The organism is Streptomyces sp. NPDC001828 (assembly GCF_042892175.1).
In the GTDB taxonomy this organism is placed as follows: domain Bacteria; phylum Actinomycetota; class Actinomycetes; order Streptomycetales; family Streptomycetaceae; genus Streptomyces.
The window spans coordinates 55195-72578 of record NZ_JBIATV010000006.1; the positions used below are offsets into that span (position 1 = coordinate 55195).

Consider the following 17384-nt stretch of genomic DNA (forward strand, 5'->3'; position numbering starts at 1 on the left):
ACGGATGACCCCAAACGACCACCGGAGGCGGCGCAGTGTCGGATGCCAGGACCCCTGCGCAGATCGAGGCGGACATCAGGAGCCGGCGGGACCAGCTCGCGGTGACCCTCGACGAGATCGGGGTGCGGCTGCACCCGTCCACGATCGTCGGCGACGCGAAGGCCAGGTTCGCCTCGGCCGTGGACCACACGGCGGGCCGCGCGTACGTGGCGGTGAACCGCACCGTGAGCGACGTGAAGGCGCAGTTCGTCTCCGAGGAGGGCGCGCCCCGCGTGGAGCGGATCCTGCCGGTCGCGCTCGTCGCCGTCGGCCTGGTGGGGCTGCTCGCCCTGTCGGCGCGCAAGCGACGGGCCTGACCCTTCCGCGTACGGCCGTGGCCGGTGCGGGTAGGTTCGACCCCGTGAGCGAGAACACCCACGACAAGCTGCCCATCCGGATGCTGCACGACCGCGTGCTGGTCCGGTCAGACACGCCAGAGGGCGAGCGGCGTTCGGGCGGCGGCATCCTCATTCCGGCGACCGCCGCCGTCGGCAAGCGCCTGGCCTGGGCGGAGGTGGTCGCGGTCGGCCAGAACGTACGCACCGTGGAGCCGGGCGACCGGGTCCTGTACGACCCCGAGGACCGTGCCGAGGTCGAGGTGCGGGGCGTGGCGTACGTCCTGATGCGGGAGCGCGATCTGCACGCCGTGGCCTCCGAGCGGGTGTCGGAGGACTCCACCGGGCTGTATCTGTGAGTCGCGGGTCCGGGCGGCGCCGTCGGCCGCGTCCATAGCCGTCCTCAAGGGCTGGTGACCGTTGTCACCAGCCCTTTTGCCTGCCCTTTGTTATCGTGGTGGGACCCCGACGAGACGCGTCGTACCGGGTCAGGACAAGACGACGCACCCGTGTTTCCGTACCGCGTCTCGGAGGTCCTCATGGCCTGGGTTCTGCTCGTCGTCGCCGGTCTGCTCGAAGTGGGCTGGTCGATCGGAATGAAGTACACCGACGGCTTCACCCGTCTGGTGCCCAGCGTGCTCACCGGCGCCGGGATCATCGCTTCCATGATGCTGCTGTCGCAGGCCGCCAAGACGCTGCCCATCGGTACCGCGTACGGCGTGTGGGTGGGGATCGGCGCGGCCGGTGCGGCGGTGCTCGGCATGGTGGTGCTCGGTGAACCGGCCACCGCCGCCCGGATCTTCTTCGTGTGTCTGCTGCTCGTCTCCGTGGTCGGGCTCAAGGCGACGAGCGGGCACTGACGCCGCCCGGTCCTCAGGGGCTCCGTGAGCCCCGGGGCCGTTCGGCCAGGCCCGTCGTGGCGGCGCCCGGTCCTTCGGTGCCTCCGTTGTCCGTGCCGCCCTGGGTCTGGCCCTGTGTCTGGCCCTGGTCCTGGCCCTGGATCTGACCTTGTGTCTGGCCCTGGGTCTGGCCGCCGGTGTTGGTGCCTCCGTTGTCGGCGCCGCCCTGCGTCTGGCCCTGGGTCTGACCCTGCGTCTGCCCCTGTGTCTGGCCCTGCGTCTGACCTTGGTTGCGGCCGCCCTGGGTCTGCCCCTGGTCCTGGCCCTGCGTCTGCCCCTGGGTCTGGCCCTGGTTGCGGCCGCCCTGGGTCCGGCCCTGGTCCTGGCCCTGCGTCTGGCCCTCGTTCTGCCCCTGGGTCCGGCCCTGGTCGCCGCCGGGCGTCGGGGACTGGAACGGGTTGGGGGCCGGCGGCTCGACGGGGATGTTCGCGCCGTCCTGGAGCTCCAGGTCGAAGTCCTTGGGCTCGCTCCCGCTGAGCGCGCCCTTGGTGTACTGCGCCCAGATCTGCGCGGGCGGCCCGCCGCCGTTCACACGGGGGTAGCCGAGCGCCCCGTACAGCGGCTGCTGCACGGCCGTTTCGGGGTCGGCGCCCATCAGCGCGACGACGGTGGCCAGGTCCGGGGTGTAGCCCGCGAACCAGGCGGCCTTGTCCTGTTCGGCGGTGCCGGTCTTGCCGGCGGCGGGCCGCCCGGAGGCCTGCGCGGCCGTGCCCGTACCGCCGTCGACGACGCTCTGCAGCATCGACGTCGTGGTGTCGGCGGCCTCGCGCGTGACGGCCTGTTCGGCGTCCTGCGAGGGCAGTTCGGTCTTCTCGCCGTCCTTGATGACGGACTCGACCATCGTGTACGTGCCGTGCCGGCCGTGCCCGGCGAGCGTGGCGTACGCCTGCGTCATGTCGAGCACGCTCGCGGTGGCCGGGCCGAGCGCGATCGAGGGGGACGCGTTCAGGTCGGGGGTGTCGGCGGGGAGGCCGAGGTCGATCGCGGTCTGCTTGACCTTGGCGGAGCCGACGTCGACGGCCATCTGCGCGTACACCGCGTTGACGGACTTGTCGGTGGCGGTGCGCACGGTGATAGGCCCGTAGGAGGCGTCGTCCTCGTTGGCGGGCGCGTAACTGCCGCCGTCCCAGCCCTGTACGGGGCGCTTGTTGGTGCCGTCGTAGATGGTGTTGGGGGTGATGGGGCGGCCGTCCTGGGTCCTGGAGTTGTTGACCACCGCCGAGGTGAAGACGAACGGCTTGAAGGTGGAGCCCACTTGGAAGTCGCGCCGGGTCGCGTTGTTGACGTACTGCTTGGTGTAGTCGATGCCGCCGTACATCGCGAGGACCTTGCCGCTGGCCGGGTCGATGGAGGCGCCCCCGACCCGGACGTTGCGGTCGGCCTTGCGGTCGGCGCTCAGCTTGGAGTTGACGCTGTCGTCGACGGCCTTGACGAAGGCGTCCTGCTTGTCCCTCTGGATGGTGGTGGTGATCCGGTAGCCGCCGGTGGCCAGGGTGTTCTCGTCGATGATCTTGTTGCTGGTGAGGTAGTCCTTGACGGCTTCGACGAGGTAGCCGCGCTGACCCGCGAGGCCCGCGCGCGCCTTGACCTTTCCGGGTACGGGGAAGGTGGTCGCGGCCCGTTCGGAGGCGCCGAGCCACTTCTTCTTGACCATGCCGTCGAGCACGTAGTTCCAACGGGCCAGCGCCCGGGGCTTGTTCTGCGGGTGGGCGATCACGTCGTACGCGCTGGGGGAGTTGAGCAGCGACGCGAGGTAGGCGCCCTCGCCGGTGGTGAGCTTCTCGACGTCCTTGCCGTAGTACGCCTGTGACGCGGCCTGGATGCCGTAGGCGTTGCGGCCGAAGTAGCTGGTGTTCAGATACCCGGCGAGAATGTCCTCCTTGGTCTCCTCGCGATTGAGTTTGATCGCGATGAAGAACTCCTTCACCTTGCGGGTGACGGTCTGTTCCTGGCCCAGGTAGTAGTTCTTGACGTACTGCTGGGTGATGGTGGAACCGCCCTGGGTCCCCTTGCCGGTGAGGGTGTTCCAGGCGGCGCGGACCATCGCCTTGGGGTCGACGGCGCGCTCGGAGTAGAAGTCCCGGTCCTCGGCGGCCAGTACGGCGTGCTGGACGGTCAGCGGGACCTGTGCGAGCTGTACATTCTCGCGGTTGATCTCGCCGTCCGAGGCGAGCTGGGTGCCGTCGGCGTACAGGAAGACGTTGGACTGGGCGGTGGCCCCGGCGTTGGCGGCCGGGATCGACACGAGCGTGTAGCCGGCGATGAAGCCGCCGATGAGCAGCAGCGCGAAGAGCAGGACGATGCCGAGGACCACCCGCCAGCGGGGCACGAACCGGCGCCATCCGGTCCGCCTGGGCCGCTTTCCGGGGCCGCTGGGCGCGCCTGGTCCGGTACCGGTGCCGGGGCCGGGGCCCGCGCCGGTGGGCGTGCCAGGGGCCGGGTCGGAGTGGCCGGGCGGGTCCGTGGGGTGGTCCGGGTCGACGGGGTCCTCGGCCGCGGCGCCGTGGCCCGGCGGGGTGGCTCCGGCGGCGCCGAGGTCGCGGGGCGTCCACTTGCGCGGCCCCTCGGGTCCGGGGTGCGGTGGCTCCGGCTGCTCGTCGTCGCTCATGTCTCTCCGGCTCTCTCCGGCCATTGCGTCCCGGTCGCGTGCGGGGTGGGGTGCGGGCTGGTCGTCGGTACGAATCGCCTGATTAGGGCGATTCGTACCGTAAAGGACATCTTGCCTGTCCTGCCGCGGAAATTCCGTCGCGAAGGGCCGGGGGGCTGGGCTAGGCTCCCGCGCTTTGGTGTCCATGACGGGTGAGGGGGCGTTCGTGCGGCTGTACGGGGTCGTGGCCGCGGGCGGGTTCCGGCGCTATACGACGTACCGGGTCGCCACCGCGGCCGGGGTGTTCACCAACACCGTCTTCGGCGTGATCGTGGCGTACACCTATATAGCCCTGTGGGACCAGCGCCCCAACCTCGGTGGCTACGACCAGTCCCAGGCGCTCACCTATGTGTGGGTCAGCCAGGCCCTGCTGATGACGGTCAACATGTTCGGCGGAGGCTTCGCGGACGAACTCGTGGAACGCATCCGTACGGGTGACATCGCGATCGACCTCTACCGTCCAGCCGACCTCCAGCTGTGGTGGCTGTCCGCCGACCTGGGCCGGGCGCTCTTCCACTTCCTGGGGCGCGGAGCGGTCCCGCTCGCCTTCGGCGCGCTGTTCTTCGACCTCGCGCTGCCCACGAACCCGGGTACCTGGCTCGCCTTCCTGCTCGCGGTCCTGTTCGGCGTGGTGGTGAGCTTCGCTCTGCGCTTCCTGGTGGCCCTCTCGGCGTTCTGGCTGCTCGACGGGGCCGGCGTCTCCTCGCTCGTCTCCATCGCGGGCCTGTTCTTCTCCGGGATGCTGCTGCCGCTCAACGCCTTCCCGGGCCTGCTCGGCGAGGTGTCCCGGGCGCTGCCCTGGTCCTGCCTGCTCCAGATCCCGGCCGACGTCCTGATGGGCCGCCACCAGGGCGGCGGCCTGCTCGGCGCCTACGGCTTCCAGCTCGGCTGGGCGGCGGCCCTGCTCGGCGCGGGCCGGCTGCTCCAGTCCGCGGCGGTACGGAGGGTGGTGGTGCAAGGTGGCTGACACGGGAGCGGGAGAGACGGGCGCGGCGGGCACGGTGGGCGCGGCTGGCGCGGTTGGCGTGCCGGGTGCGGCGGATGGGGCGGGCGCGACCGGCGTGACGGGGGCCACGGGTGTCACGGGTGCCACGGGTGCCACGGGGGCGACCGGCGTGACGGGGGCCACGGAGGTGACCGGAGTCATGGGTGTGGCCGCGCGGCTTCCGGCGCCGGGTATGTGGGCCACGTACAGGATGATCGCCGCAATGTGGATCCGCTCCACACTCGCCTATCGGGCGTCCTTCGCGATGATGCTGGTCGGCAACTTCCTGGTGACGGCCTTCGACTTCGTCGTGATCGCCCTGATGTTCTCGCAGGTCCGCTCGCTCGGCGGGTACTCCTTCGCCGAAGTGGCCTTCCTGTACGGGACGTCGACGACGGCGTTCGGGCTCGCGAACGCGCTGCTCGGCTCGATCGACAGGCTGGGCGCGCGGATCCGGGACGGTACGCTCGACACCCTCCTCGTACGCCCGGCGCCGGTCCTCGCCCAGGTCGCCGCCGACCGCTTCGGCCTCCAGCGCCTGGGCCGCCTCCTGCAAGGCATCCTCGTGCTCGGCGGTTCGCTGCTCGCCCTGGACGTGCACTGGACGGTGCCGAAGGTGCTGCTCGTGCCGGTGATGCTGCTCAGCGGGACCGCGATCTTCTGCGCGGTGTTCGTGGCGGGCGCCGCCTTCCAGTTCTGGGCGCAGGACGCGGCCGAGGTGCAGAGCGCGTTCACGTACGGCGGCCAGACGCTCCTCCAGTACCCGCCGACGGTGTTCGCCAAGGACATGGTGCGCGGCGTCACCTACGTGCTGCCGCTGGCCTTCGTGAACTGGCTGCCCGCGCTCTACGTCCTGGGCCGCCCCTACCCGCTGGCCCTGCCGGACTGGCTCGCCTTCACACCCCCGCTGGTGGGGGCGCTGTGCCTGACCCTGGCGGGCCTCGCGTGGCGGGTGGGCGTCAGGGCGTACCGCAGCACGGGAAGCTGACCGGCGTGCTCCTTCCCGAACGGCCGAGCGCCCATGAACTCGCAGAGCAGGAAGGGCAGTTGAAGTGACGGACCTCATCGAACTCGACGGCGTCGAGAAGGTCTTCGACGTACGCCGCAGGACGGGCCGCTGGCGGCGGGAGAAGCGGCAGGTCAGGGCGGTGGACGGGATCAGCTTCCGGGTGCCGCGCGGCGAGATGGTCGGCTACATCGGCCCGAACGGCGCCGGCAAGTCCACCACCATCAAAATGCTGACCGGCATCCTCACCCCGAGCGCCGGCCGCCTCAGCGTCGCGGGCCTGGACCCGTCCCGCGAGCGTACGAAGATGGCGCAGCGGATCGGGGTGGTGTTCGGTCAACGCACCACGCTCTGGTGGGACTTGCCGCTCTACGACTCCTACCGCCTGGCCCGCCGCATGTACCGCGTCCCGGACGCCCGCTTCCGCGAGAACCTCGACCGCTGCGTCGAACTCCTCGACCTGGCAAGCCTGTTGGACGTTCCCGTACGTCAGCTCTCGCTCGGCCAGCGGATGCGCGGCGACATCGCGGCGGCCCTGCTGCACGATCCGGACGTGCTGTACCTCGACGAGCCGACGATCGGGCTCGACGTCATCAGCAAGGCCAAGGTCCGCCAGTTCCTGCGCGACCTGAACGCCGAGCGCGCCACCACGATCCTGCTCACCACCCACGACCTGACCGACATCGAGCAGCTCTGCAAGCGCGTGATGGTCATCGACCACGGGCGCCTGATGTACGACGGCGCGCTCGCCGGGCTGCACGAGGCGGGCGAGAGCGAACGCACCCTGGTGGTCGACCTGGAGCGCGAACTCCCGCCGGTCCGGGCCGAGGGCGCCCGCGTGGTCAAGGTCGAGGGCCCCCGCCAGTGGCTCGCCTTCCCCGCCTCGGCGTCGGCGGCTCCGCTGGTCGCGCACATCGCGGCGGCGTACCCGCTGGTCGACCTCTCGGTGCGGGAGCCGGACATCGAGGCCGTGATCGCGCGCATGCTGTACCCGGACGGGGCGGGCCCCGGGGAGCCGGGCGGGCCGGGCCGCCCCGAAGCGGGTGGGGGGAGCCCCGGGGAATCGGAGGGGTCGGACTCTTTGGAATCGGACGGAACGAGCCCGAGGGCTCCCGTGGATGGCGGCCTTCATTAGGCTTCGCACCATGACGAGTGAACCAACGGGTGGGCTGCCGGAGATGCGTGCGTCGGACGCCGAACGGGAGCGGGTCGCCGAGTCGTTGAGGGACGCGGTGGCCGAGGGGCGCCTCGACATGGAGGAGTTCGAGCAGCGCCTGGAGGCGGCCTACACGGCGCGCACGCACGGGGAGCTGGAGCCGCTCGTCCGCGACCTGCCCGCGCCGGGATCGGCGGGTCCGATGGGTGCGGCGGGTCCGGCCCCCGCCCTCCGCCGCACCGAGAACGAGGCCGAGGTGCACTGGCCTTCGCGCATCGGCCACCCGCCCACCTCCGCGGGAGGGTTCGCCTTCTGGAGCGGGTTCTCCCGCAAGGGCACCTGGACGGTGGCGCGCAGGTTCACCGCGTTCGCGATGTGGGGCGGCGGCAACATCGACCTGCGCGAGGCCCGCTTCGAGGACCGCGACACGGTGCTGCGCCTGTTCACGATCATGGGCGGCATCGGCGTGACCGTACCGCCCGAACTGAACGTCCGAGTCAAGGGCTTCGGCATCATGGGCGGCGTCGACGGCAACAAGGCCAGCGGCGACGGCACCCCAGGCTCCCCGAACGTCACGATCGTCGCGTACGCCCTGATGGGCGGCATCGGCGTGGACCGCAAGCTGCGGAAGGCGCAGAAGGAGCGGCTGCGGCTGGAGAAGCAGCAGGAGCGGCTGGAGAAGCGGGAGCGGAAGGAACTGGGCTGAGGCGGCCGCGCGAGCCGGGGGAGCTGGACCTGGGCGGCCCAACTCCCTTGCCTGCCGAGCAAGTTGCCGGGATCGGCCCTGCTTCCCGTGCCGGTCCTATCCGCCCAGCGCGTGCGACACCGTATAGATCAACAGGCCGGCGAGCGCACCCACCACCGTGCCGTTGATGCGGATGAACTGCAGGTCGCGGCCGATGTTCGCCTCGATCTTGCGGGAGGTGTCGTTCGCGTCCCAGGAAGCGACCGTGTCCGTGATCAGGGACGTGATCTCGGCGCGGTACGTCGACACCACATAGGCCGCCGCGTCCTCCAGCCAGCCGTCCACCTTGGACTGGAGGCGGGGGTCGGTGGACAGCCGGGTGCCGAGCGAGAGCAGGGACGCCCGTGCGCGCAGGCGCAGTTCGCTGTGGTCGTCCTCCGCCGCCGCGATGATCATTGACCGTACGGAGGACCAGGCCGAGGCGATGATGTCCTGGACCTCGGGGCGGGCCAGTATCTCCGACTTGAAGCGCTCCACCCTGGTCCGGGTCTCGGAGTCCGACTGAAGGTCCGCCGCGAAGTCCGCCAGGAAGCGGTCCAGGGCGCCGCGCGCCGGGTGGGCCGGCATGTCCCGCATCTCCGTGACGAAGCGCAACAGCTCCCGGTAGACGCGCTCGCCCACCTTGCGGTCGACGAACCGGGGGGTCCAGCCGGGGGCGCCGCCCTGCACCGCGTCCATCACCGAGTCGCCGTGCGTCACCAGCCAGTCGTGGGCCCGTACACACACCAGGTCAACGGCCCTGCGGTGGCTGCCGTCGGCGACGATCCGCTCCAGGGCCTTGCCGACGCCCGGCGCGATCTCCGCCGCGTCCGCCCGGCGCGTGATGGCCTCGCCGACCACCGCCTGCACGTCGGAGTCCCGCAGCACGGTCAGCGCGCCGCGCAGGGCTGTGGCCAGCTCCGACGTGACCCGCTCGGCGTGATCGGGCTCGGCGAGCCAGGTGCCGAGGCGGCGGCCGATGCCGAGGGCCTGGAGGCGGGTGCGCACCACGGCGGCCGACAGGAAGTTCTCGCCCACGAAGGTGCCGAGGGAGGCGCCGAACTGGTCCTTCTTGTTCTGGATGATCGCCGTGTGCGGGATGGGCAGGCCCAGCGGGCGGCGGAACAGCGCCGTCACCGCGAACCAGTCGGCGAGCGCACCCACCATGCCCGCCTCGGCCGCCGCCGCGACATAGCCGGCCCAGGCGCCCGCGCCCGAGCGGTCCGCCCAGGTGGCGAGCCCGAAGACGACCGCGACCAGGAGCAGCAGCCCGGTCGCGGTGGCCTTCATCCGGCGCACGCCCCGGCGCTTCTCCTCGTCCGCCGCCGTATAGGCGAAGGGGGACGAGGACGCGCGGGGCGTGCGCGCGGCTTCGCCCGCCGCCGCGGCTGCCGCAGCTGTCGCTGCCGTCGCTGCCGTCGGCTCGGCGTCCTCGGCGTCGGGCCCCGTTCTCGTACGTTCCATTCGCTCCACCTGTCCGCGGGTACCCACGCCCCGATCATTCACATCCACCACGAACCGACTTCGGCCCGTCTCCCCCGTGCGTGTGGCGGGCCCCCGCCCACCTCCACTGACCTCTACAGGAAGTACTCACGGGGCGCACGTTCAGTTCCCGTACACGCGTCCCGTCACCCGTTCGCGTGGCCGGACTGGCCGTCGCTCCGTACATTCGGATCATGTCCACGCGGACTCGCCTGGCCCAGCTCGCGGCGGTGATGGTGCTGGTCGCCGCGGCCCTGTGCGCGGTGGTCCCGCCCAGCGTGGCGGGGGCCGGGCCGGGTGTGGGTGCGGCCCGGGACGGCTGGGCTGCGGATGCGGGAGGCGACGGCTGGGCTGCGGCTGCGGGCTGGGACGGCTGGGCCGGAACCTGGTACTCCGCCCCCGTCGAGGCCGAGCCCGGGGGCGTCGCGGCGCGGACGGTACGCAATGTCGTGCACACCTCGGTGGGCGGCAGCCGGGCCCGCGTCACCTTCTCGAACCTGTTCGGGACGGCCCCGCTCGACCTGCGCCACACCACCCTCGCGACCGCGGCCGACCCGGCACGGACCATGCGGACGCTGACCTTCCGCGGCCACGCGCGGATCTCCGTACCGCCCGGCGGACAGGCCGTGAGCGACCCGCTGCCGTTCGAGGTGCCCGCGTCGGCCGACCTGTACGTGTCCGTGTACGCGGCCGGCCCCGTCACCTGGCACCCCCAGGCACAGCAGACCTCGTACGAGTCCTGGGGCGAGGCCGACCGGGCCGCCGACCCCGGCGCGTTCGCGGTAACGACGGGGGCCTGGCAGTACGTGACCGCGCTCGACGTGCAGGGCGCCGGATCGGCGGCGGGCAGTGTGGTCGCGTTCGGCGACTCGATCACCGAGGGGGTCGGCTCCACCCAGGGTGCCGACCGCCGCTGGACGGACGTGCTGGCCGGGCGCCTGCGGGAGGCGGGTCCGGCCGGCGCGCCCCGGGCGGTCCTCAACGCCGGCATCGGCGGGAACGGCCTGCTCGGACGACTCACCGGCCCGAGCGGCCTGGACCGCTTCCAGCGGGACGCGCTGGCCCGCGCCGGGGTGCGGACGGTCATCGTGGAGCTGGGCATCAACGACCTGCTCAGCGGCGGCGAGCGGAACGCGGACGCGCTGCTCGCGGGCCTGCGGGAACTGGTCCGGCTCGGCCACGCGCGGGGCGTACGCGTCCTGGGCACCACGCTTACGCCGTGCGGCGGCCTGCGCGTCTGCACGGCGGAGGTCGAGGCGGTGCGGGAAACGGTGAACGCGGCGATCCGCGAGGGCGGGGTGTACGAGCACGTCATCGACACGGACCGCGCACTGCGGTCCCCCAACGCCCCGCACGAGCTGCGCGCCCCGTACGACTCGGGGGACGGGCTGCATCCGAGCGATGCGGGGTACGGGGTGATGGGGCGGGGGGTGGATCTGGGGGTGCTGTGAGGGGGTGGGCGGGGGTGGGCCGTTGTGCGGGGCGTGCCTGTGCCGGTCGGCCCTCCGTCGGGTGGGCCGTTGTGCCGGGCGGCCCTTCGGCGGGTATGCCTGTGCCGGTCGGCTCTCCGCCGGGCGGCCGTCTGCCGGGCGGGTCTGTACGGCCTGCCCTCCGCCGGGTGTGCCTGTGCCGGGCACCTCTCCGCCGGGCGGGCCTGTACCGCACGCCACCCCCCCCGCCGGGTGCACGACCGAGAACGGCCGGCTTCTGCCTGTCCCTGCCGTACGGCCATGCACCCGACCACTATGGGGAGTTGCCCCTAAGTACGGGCGGGAGGCGCCGAGTGTTCAGCGCCCCCGAGTTCTCTTTCCGCGAGTTCGACCGCTACTCACCCGCGCCAGAGCCACGCGTGACGGCCCAGGACGCGAGGGCGACGGCCCCGGCCACGCCGAACACGGAGGGCCAGGCGCCGACCTTCTTGGCCAGCGGGTGCGAGCCGGCGAAGGCCGCGACATAGGCGCTGGTCAGCCCGACGGCCGCCTTGGTTCCGGCCGACTGCTGCCACTGCCGGGCCGCGACCGCCCCGGCCCCGGCCAGCGCCACCCCACCGAGCGGCCGCTTCTTGGTCCACCGGGCCACCCCGTACCCCCCGATGAGCCCACCGGCCGCGATCAGACTTGCGGGGACCTTTGCCATGGTTTGCCTCCTGGAGTGCGATTTCCTTGAGGCTAGCTGCCGGGGGTTGTGGGGGGTCGAGGGGGGCCCGGGATGCGTGTGCGCGGCGCTCCCCTCACAGCGCCTCGCGCCTGATCGCCCGCACGAAGTCGACCCAGGGGCCGGCCGCAAACGATATGCGGGGCCCATCGGACCGCTTGGAGTCACGCACAGCCATACGCGTCGAAACTCGCGCTGTCTCCACGCATTCCGCCCTTGTCGGACGTGTTCGGTCTGCCGTCTCGATATCCGCAGAGTGAACTGATGAATGGGGCAGGCATTCTCCCTCAATCCCTATCGGTGAGTTTTCCGCGCTCGGCCGGGAAGGTCGACTGCGCAGCTCTCCCTCGCCCGGCGAATCGAGCGGGCCACGAGTTCCGGACTCTCGTGTTCCCAGAAGCGGAGCACTGTCCATCCCGCAGCCCGCAGGTGCTCGGTCGTCTCCTGATCGCGTGCCATGTTCTTGTCCAGCTTCGCCCGCCACCACTCCGCGTTCGCCTTTGGGTGGGTGGCATGTTGGGGGCAGCCGTGCCAGAAGCAGCCGTCCATGAAGACGGCGATCTTGGCCGAGCCGAAGGCGATGTCGATCGTGCGGCGTGGCATGCCGGGGACCGGGACGTTGACGCGGTAGCGCAGGCCCGCCGCGTGCAGCAGTCTGCGGACGGCCAGCTCCGGGGTGGTGTCCCGGGAGCCCTGACGGCTCATGCGGGCCGAGACGGAGGCAGAGGACGGGAGGGCGTCGGACATGGCGGGCATTCTGTCAAAGGGTCGACGGATCAAGCCGACCCGTGGCAGTCCCCATAGTTGACCCCCGAGCCGCACCAGCAGTCGGCGCCTCGGCCGGGGGGCCAGGAGGTGGCTCGGGCTCGGGCGGCCAGGGTGGTGGCGTACTGGGGGAGGAGGTCGGCGTTGGCGGGGGAGGAGGACTCCGAGGCGGCGAAGGCCTCGTAGGAGGGGACCGTGGCCGTCACGATGCCGAGGTTGGGGGTGCCGGCCGCGGCGAGTTCGCGCAGGGAGGCCTCGATGTCCAGCAAGTGGGCCGCGTGCGTGGGGTATTCGGACTGCAGCTCTGGGTACGCCGTCAGGAGTTCCTCCAGTTCGGGCTCCGGCCAGTGCAGGACCGCCACCGGGAACGGGCGGGACAGGGCCGCGCGGTAGCTGCCCAACTCCGCGCGCAGGCGCGCGAGTTCGGCCTGGAGTTCGGCCGGGTCCTCCGAGCCGAGGGACCACAGGCGCTTGGGGTCGTGGAGTTCGTCCAGGGAGATCGGCGCCGTGTGCAGCTCGTCGGCGAGGGAGTCCCAGGTGTCGTGGGGCAGCGCGAGCAGGCGGCGCACCCGGTGGCGGGTGGTCACCAGGGACTGGGTGCTGTACGGGATCGCCCTCGTGTCGACCGTGGCCTCGGCGATGCCCAGGAGCGTCAGGGCCGTGGTCAGGGAGGCGTGGGCGAGGTCCAGCTCGTCGTGGGCCTCAAGGGTCTCGGCGACGATCTCCCACGCCGCCGGGTCCAGCGGGGCCGCCGCCCGGATGCCCTCGATGATCGCGCGGGCCTCGGCCTCGTGGCCGTACTCCCACAGGTTCGCGGCCTTGAACGCCTTCACCAGGTGGGGGTGGTCCACCGCCGAGGACAGCAGGCGGTCGTAGAGCGCCGTGGCCCCGGGGCGGTCGCCGGAGAGCTCCAGGTGGGCCGCGGCCTGGAGCAGCAGGGGCTCTTGGTCCTCCGGATACTGCGCCGCGGTGCGCAGCAGACGCTCGGCTTCGGTGGTGTGATCGGCAGGCGTGTCGGGGCGCATGAGGGACACCGTACTGCTGTACGGGGGCCCGGCGGAGGGCGCTTCCGGCCCTGGTGGGTCGACTGCGTCACGTTGTGGGCCTGGTGAGTTGCCGCCCCGGCACCTACCCTGCGCCCGTGCGCACAGGGATACCGGTGATGGTGCAGGGCGGACGCGGGCGGCGGGCCTGGGCGGCGCGCGGGCTGTGGGGCGGGGCCGAGCTCGCCGTGACGTTCGGGCTCCTGGTGCTGCTGCTCGTCGCGCACCAGCTGTGGTGGACCAACCGGGAGGCCCGCGCCGAGGCCGGCCGCACCGTCCATTCCCTTGAGGATCAGTGGGCTGCCGCCGCTCCGTCCGTTGCTCCCGCGCCTTCCACGGACGTTCCGGCCGATGAGGGTGACGAGAGCGTCGCCGTTGAGGGCGGGGGCCCGGCCGGCGCCCCCCGTGGTGGCAAGGGCGGTCCCGGGGGCGGGGCGGCGCCGCGCGGGGACCAGGCGTACGCCGTCATCCGGATACCCGGGATCGGGGTCACCGCGCCCATCGCGGAGGGGATCAGCAAGGCCGGGGTCCTCGACAAGGGGTACGTCGGGCACTACGTGGGGACCGCTCAGCCGGGGCAGACCGGGAACTTCGCGCTCGCCGGGCACCGCAACACCCACGGTGAGCCGTTCCGCTACATCAACCGGCTGCGGGTGGGGGACTCCGTCGTCGTCGAGACGCGGGACACCGTCTATACGTATGTGGTCGATTCGCTCCTGCCGCAGACCTCCTCGCGCGACGGCGGGACCATAGCTCCCGTTCCCCGTAGCGCCGTCAAGCCCTCGTACGGGTACAGCGCGCCCGGGCGTTACATCACGCTCACCACCTGCACGCCCGAGTTCACCTCCACCTACCGGCTTGTCGTGTGGGGCAAGTTGCGGGGGAGCCGTCCGCGCTAGCGTTCGGGGATGCGTCGTCGTCGATCTCATGTGCTCTGGCTCGGAGTGCCCTATGTGCTGTATCTCGGGGCGTTGCCCTTCGTGAACAAGGTGCGGCCCGTGGTGTTCGGGCTGCCCTTCCTCTTCTTCTGGCTGCTGGTCGCGACGGTGGCCACCCCGCTTGCCATCTGGCTCACCTGGCGGGGCGATCACAAGGGCGGACGCCAGAGGAGGGCTCGATGAGCAGCGCCGCTGTCGCCACGTCCGTCTTCGGGGTCTTCATGGTGGCCACCGTCGCCCTCGGGCTCTTCGCCGTGCGCGGCCGGGGCGGCGGGGGCGGTGGGCTCGCCGAGTGGTCGGTGGGCGGGCGGAGCCTCGGGACCGTGTTCATCTGGGTGCTGATGGCGGGCGAGAGCTACACCAGCTTCAGCTATCTGGGCGCCGCGGGCTGGGGCTACAACTACGGTGCGCCGGTGCTGTATGTGGTCGCCTACATGTCCTGCGGCTACGCCGTGGGCTATGTGGTCGGGCCCATGTTGTGGGCGTACGCGAAGAAGCACCGTCTTGTGGGGATCACCGACATGGTGGCCCATCGGTACGGGCGGCCCTGGGTGGGCGCGCTCGTCGCGCTGCTCGCCACCGTGTTCCTGCTGCCGTACATCCAGTTGCAGATCACCGGCATGGGTGTGGTCGTGTCGACCATCTCCTACGGGGCCATCTCCCTCAACTGGGCTTATTTCATTGCCTTCGCGGTCACCACGGGATTCGTGGTGGTCAGTGGGCTGCGCGGCAGCGCCTGGGTGTCGGTGCTGAAGGACGTGCTCGTCATCGCCACCCTGGCCTTCCTGGCGGTCTATGTGCCGACGCACTACTTCGGCGGCTACGGGGACTTCCTCGACCGGGTCGTGAACGAGAAGAGTGACTGGCTCACATTGCCGGGACACGGCGGGGCCTTCGGGCAGGCGTGGTTCGCCACCACATCCGTCCTCAACTCCCTCACCGTGGTGATCTTCCCGACCACCGTCGCCGGATACCTCGGGGCGCGCAGCGCCGACGCCCTGCGGCGCAACGCCGTGCTGCTGCCCGCGTACAACGTGCTGCTCTTCGTGCCGATGCTGCTCGGGATGGCCGCGATCTTCGTGGTGCCGGGCCTCGCCGGGGCCGACTCCAACCTCGCGCTGTTCAAGCTGGTCGTCGACTCGCTGCCCGCCTGGACGGTCGGCCTGATCGGGGTGGCGGCGGCGCTCTCCTCCATCGTGCCGATGGCCGTGTTCATGCTGGTCATCGGCACGATGTGGGGGCGGAGCGTGCTCTCGCTCGTGCCCCGGCTCCGAGAGCGGCAGAAGGCGGCCTCGCAGGTCGTGGTCGTCGTCGCGGGGGCGCTCGCCCTGCTCATGACGTACACCGTGCCCAACACCCTCGTACGGCTCTCGCTCATCTCCTACGAGGGGATGGCGCAGCTTCTGCCGATGCTGCTTCTGGGGCTCGTGTGGCGGAAGTTGACTCTGGTGGGCGGTCTCGCGGGGCTCGCGGTGGGGGTCGGGGTGGTCTGCGGGTTCGTGTTCACCGACCACGATCCGGTGTGGGGGGTCAACGCCGGGATCGTCGCTCTGGGCGTCAACCTCCTTGTGGCGCTGGCCCTTTCCTACCTCGGTCCGCAGGGGACGCCGGTGGGTGACGACGACGATGTGCTGGCCCGTGATCCCATCCACGACCTGGACGAGGAGGAGCCCGCCTCGGTTCGGACGTAACGCGTCCCCTCTCGTCCGTCCGTTCCCCTCTCGTCCGCCCGTCCCCGCGCGAGCCCCGCCGCCTACCCCCGCGTGCGCAGCATCGCCGTGAGCGCCGCGGCCGCCGCCGCGAGGGCGGCCGAGAGGACGAGCACCGTGTTCGGGCCCGCCGGCGCCACCGCGATCGTCAGGGCGACGCCCGCCGACGAACCGATGTAGCGGGCCGTGTTGTTGGCGCCCGAGCCCATCGCCGCGCGCTCGGACGGTACGGATTCGACGGCGAGGCGGGGCAGCGCGGCGTTCAGGAGGCCGCTGCCGATGCCCGCGAGGAGGAGGCCGGGGACGAGGCGCGGGAGCGGGCCGGAGGCGAGGGCGCCCAGCATCGCGAGGACTCCGGCCGCGTGCAGGACGAAACCGATGGCCAGCTGGTGGCGGGCGGCGACGCGGCCCGCCAGGCGCCTGGCCTGGAGCGCGACCACGAACGCGGAGCCCGACCACAGCACGAACAGCCAGGCCGCGTTCATCGGCGAGGTGCCGAGCGAGTGGCTGAGCAGGGCGGGCAGATAGCTGAAGAAGCCGATCACGGCGAGGCCGGTGAACAGGGCGCCCGCCGAGGAGGCGAGGAACTCCGCGCGGCGGAAGAGTGCCAGGTCGATCATGGGGGTCGCGGCGCGGCGCTCCACGTGGACGAAGCCGGTCGTCAGGGCGGCCGCGGCCACCAGCAGGACGATCACGCCGGGGCGCAGCCAGCCGTCGCGGCCCAGCGTCAGCGCGCCGATCAGGGCGGTGAACGCCAGGCTCAGGGTGAGCGCGGCCGGCACGTCGGGGCGGCCGCCGCGCGGGGCCCGCGACTCGGTGAGGACGCGCAGCGCGAACCCGGCCGTGACCAGTGCGGGGATGGCCAATACCCCATATATCAGGCGCCAGTTGAGGGTGGCGAGGGCGCCGGCGAGCAGCGGGCCGAGGGCGATGCCGCCGCTGACGAAGGCGCCCCACACGCCGGTGGCGCGGATGCGGGCGGCGCCCGCGGGGAAGGCGGCGACGAGCAGGCCGAGGCTGCTCGCGAGGACGGCGGCCGACGCCATGCCCTGGGCGACCCGGGCGAGGGTGAAGGTCAGGGTGGTGGGAGCGAGCGCGCCCAGCGCCATGGTGATGCCGAGCGCGAGGGTGCCGGCCAGGAAGACCCGGCGGCGGCCGTGGTCGTCGGCGAGGCTGCCCGCGATCAGGAGCAGCGCGGCGAGCCCGAGCGGGGCGCCGTTGAGCAGCCAGGCCTGGGCGGAGAGCGCGGTGTGGAAGGACGCGGTCATGCCGGGCAGGGTCAGCATCGGGGCGGTGTAGTTCATCAGCGCGACGGCGGTGGCGGCGCTGGTGACGGCGAGCGTGGCGCCGGGCCGGACGCCGGGACCGGTCGCCTCGCCCGGGTGCGAGGCCGAGGTGGCGTGAGTGGTGCGTGCTGCCTGCGTCATGGCTTCCCTCACCAAGGCGTGGGTCCGGTGCGGTTGCACAGCGGGTGCGGATGGGGCGGACGAGGGGTTCGGACC

General features: G+C 71.9%; 18 protein-coding genes and 1 riboswitch. Of the genes, 11 read left to right on the forward strand and 7 right to left on the reverse strand.

The genetic code is table 11. The features are described 5' to 3' along the window. The first annotated feature begins 35 nt into the window (after positions 1-35). The 3 genes from ACFYZA_RS18660 to ACFYZA_RS18670 all read left to right on the forward strand — a co-directional run bounded on the left by ACFYZA_RS18660 (position 36) and on the right by ACFYZA_RS18670 (position 1234). Positions 36-356 carry a DUF3618 domain-containing protein gene (locus tag ACFYZA_RS18660; protein ID WP_359832340.1) on the forward strand — a complete coding sequence of 107 codons (321 nt, stop codon included), beginning with the start codon at positions 36-38 and terminating at the stop codon, positions 354-356. Between the two features lie 44 nt (positions 357-400). Next, positions 401-733 carry a co-chaperone GroES gene (locus tag ACFYZA_RS18665; protein WP_100578561.1) on the forward strand — a complete coding sequence of 111 codons (333 nt, stop codon included), beginning with the start codon at positions 401-403 and terminating at the stop codon, positions 731-733. A gap of 78 nt (positions 734-811) precedes the next feature. After that, a riboswitch (guanidine-III (ykkC-III) riboswitch) is annotated at positions 812-882 on the forward strand. A 31-nt stretch (positions 883-913) separates the two neighbouring features. After that, positions 914-1234 (forward strand): multidrug efflux SMR transporter, encoded by a 321-nt coding sequence (locus tag ACFYZA_RS18670; protein WP_161256944.1) that lies wholly within the window; start codon positions 914-916, stop codon positions 1232-1234. A gap of 13 nt (positions 1235-1247) precedes the next feature. Here ACFYZA_RS18670 and ACFYZA_RS18675 read toward each other — a convergent pair whose 3' ends face one another. Next, the gene (locus ACFYZA_RS18675) at positions 1248-3881 is read right to left on the reverse strand and encodes a transglycosylase domain-containing protein (RefSeq protein WP_388491645.1); all 2634 of its coding nucleotides are present in this window, start codon (positions 3879-3881) and stop codon (positions 1248-1250) included. A 205-nt stretch (positions 3882-4086) separates the two neighbouring features. On the opposite strand from ACFYZA_RS18675, the gene ACFYZA_RS18680 reads away from it, so the two are divergent. The 4 genes from ACFYZA_RS18680 (at position 4087) to ACFYZA_RS18695 (ending at position 7773) form a co-directional block, all read left to right on the forward strand. Then, positions 4087-4887, forward strand: a complete 801-nt coding sequence (locus tag ACFYZA_RS18680) for an ABC transporter permease (protein WP_388491984.1) — start codon at positions 4087-4089, stop codon at positions 4885-4887. A gap of 178 nt (positions 4888-5065) precedes the next feature. Beyond that, the gene (locus ACFYZA_RS18685; protein WP_388491648.1) at positions 5066-5893 is read left to right on the forward strand and encodes an ABC transporter permease; all 828 of its coding nucleotides are present in this window, start codon (positions 5066-5068) and stop codon (positions 5891-5893) included. 64 nt (positions 5894-5957) lie between these two features. Then, positions 5958-7046, forward strand: coding sequence for an ATP-binding cassette domain-containing protein (locus ACFYZA_RS18690; protein ID WP_388491651.1), 1089 nt, complete (start codon positions 5958-5960; stop codon positions 7044-7046). A gap of 43 nt (positions 7047-7089) precedes the next feature. Next, positions 7090-7773, forward strand: a complete 684-nt coding sequence (locus ACFYZA_RS18695; RefSeq protein WP_382592279.1) for a DUF1707 domain-containing protein — start codon at positions 7090-7092, stop codon at positions 7771-7773. A gap of 96 nt (positions 7774-7869) precedes the next feature. Here ACFYZA_RS18695 and ACFYZA_RS18700 read toward each other — a convergent pair whose 3' ends face one another. Continuing rightward, the gene (locus tag ACFYZA_RS18700) at positions 7870-9255 is read right to left on the reverse strand and encodes a DUF445 domain-containing protein (protein ID WP_388491653.1); all 1386 of its coding nucleotides are present in this window, start codon (positions 9253-9255) and stop codon (positions 7870-7872) included. A 212-nt stretch (positions 9256-9467) separates the two neighbouring features. On the opposite strand from ACFYZA_RS18700, the gene ACFYZA_RS18705 reads away from it, so the two are divergent. Continuing rightward, positions 9468-10724: an SGNH/GDSL hydrolase family protein gene (locus tag ACFYZA_RS18705; protein WP_388491655.1), complete on the forward strand. Its 1257-nt coding sequence runs from the start codon at positions 9468-9470 to the stop codon at positions 10722-10724. A gap of 373 nt (positions 10725-11097) precedes the next feature. On the opposite strand, the gene ACFYZA_RS18710 is transcribed toward ACFYZA_RS18705, so the two are convergent. From ACFYZA_RS18710 to ACFYZA_RS18725, 4 genes are all read right to left on the reverse strand, one after another. Beyond that, positions 11098-11409 (reverse strand): hypothetical protein, encoded by a 312-nt coding sequence (locus ACFYZA_RS18710; RefSeq protein ID WP_382592136.1) that lies wholly within the window; start codon positions 11407-11409, stop codon positions 11098-11100. A gap of 94 nt (positions 11410-11503) precedes the next feature. Further along, complete coding sequence (locus tag ACFYZA_RS18715; protein WP_388491658.1) at positions 11504-11632, reverse strand: DUF397 domain-containing protein; 129 nt, start codon at positions 11630-11632, stop codon at positions 11504-11506. Positions 11633-11721: 89 nt separating this feature from the next. Next, on the reverse strand, positions 11722-12174 hold the full coding sequence (locus ACFYZA_RS18720; protein ID WP_388491661.1) for a very short patch repair endonuclease: 453 nt from the start codon (positions 12172-12174) through the stop codon (positions 11722-11724). A gap of 29 nt (positions 12175-12203) precedes the next feature. Next, the gene (locus ACFYZA_RS18725; RefSeq protein ID WP_382592153.1) at positions 12204-13217 is read right to left on the reverse strand and encodes an SEC-C metal-binding domain-containing protein; all 1014 of its coding nucleotides are present in this window, start codon (positions 13215-13217) and stop codon (positions 12204-12206) included. Positions 13218-13354: 137 nt separating this feature from the next. Here ACFYZA_RS18725 and ACFYZA_RS18730 point away from each other — a divergent pair, with 137 nt between their 5' ends. The 3 genes from ACFYZA_RS18730 to ACFYZA_RS18740 are packed head-to-tail and all read left to right on the forward strand — an operon-like array spanning position 13355 to position 15864. Continuing rightward, a complete protein-coding gene (locus tag ACFYZA_RS18730) occupies positions 13355-14134 on the forward strand; it encodes a class E sortase (RefSeq protein WP_382592282.1) in 780 nt (259 codons plus the stop codon). A 9-nt stretch (positions 14135-14143) separates the two neighbouring features. After that, entirely contained in the window at positions 14144-14356 is a 213-nt protein-coding gene (locus ACFYZA_RS18735) for a DUF3311 domain-containing protein (protein WP_382592156.1), read from the forward strand. Continuing rightward, on the forward strand, positions 14353-15864 hold the full coding sequence (locus ACFYZA_RS18740) for a sodium:solute symporter (protein ID WP_388491666.1): 1512 nt from the start codon (positions 14353-14355) through the stop codon (positions 15862-15864). The genes ACFYZA_RS18735 and ACFYZA_RS18740 overlap by 4 nt, the downstream gene beginning before the upstream one ends. A gap of 62 nt (positions 15865-15926) precedes the next feature. Here the strand turns inward: ACFYZA_RS18740 and ACFYZA_RS18745 are convergent, their stop codons facing one another. Then, positions 15927-17309, reverse strand: a complete 1383-nt coding sequence (locus ACFYZA_RS18745; protein WP_388491668.1) for an MFS transporter — start codon at positions 17307-17309, stop codon at positions 15927-15929. Positions 17310-17384 lie beyond the last annotated feature (75 nt).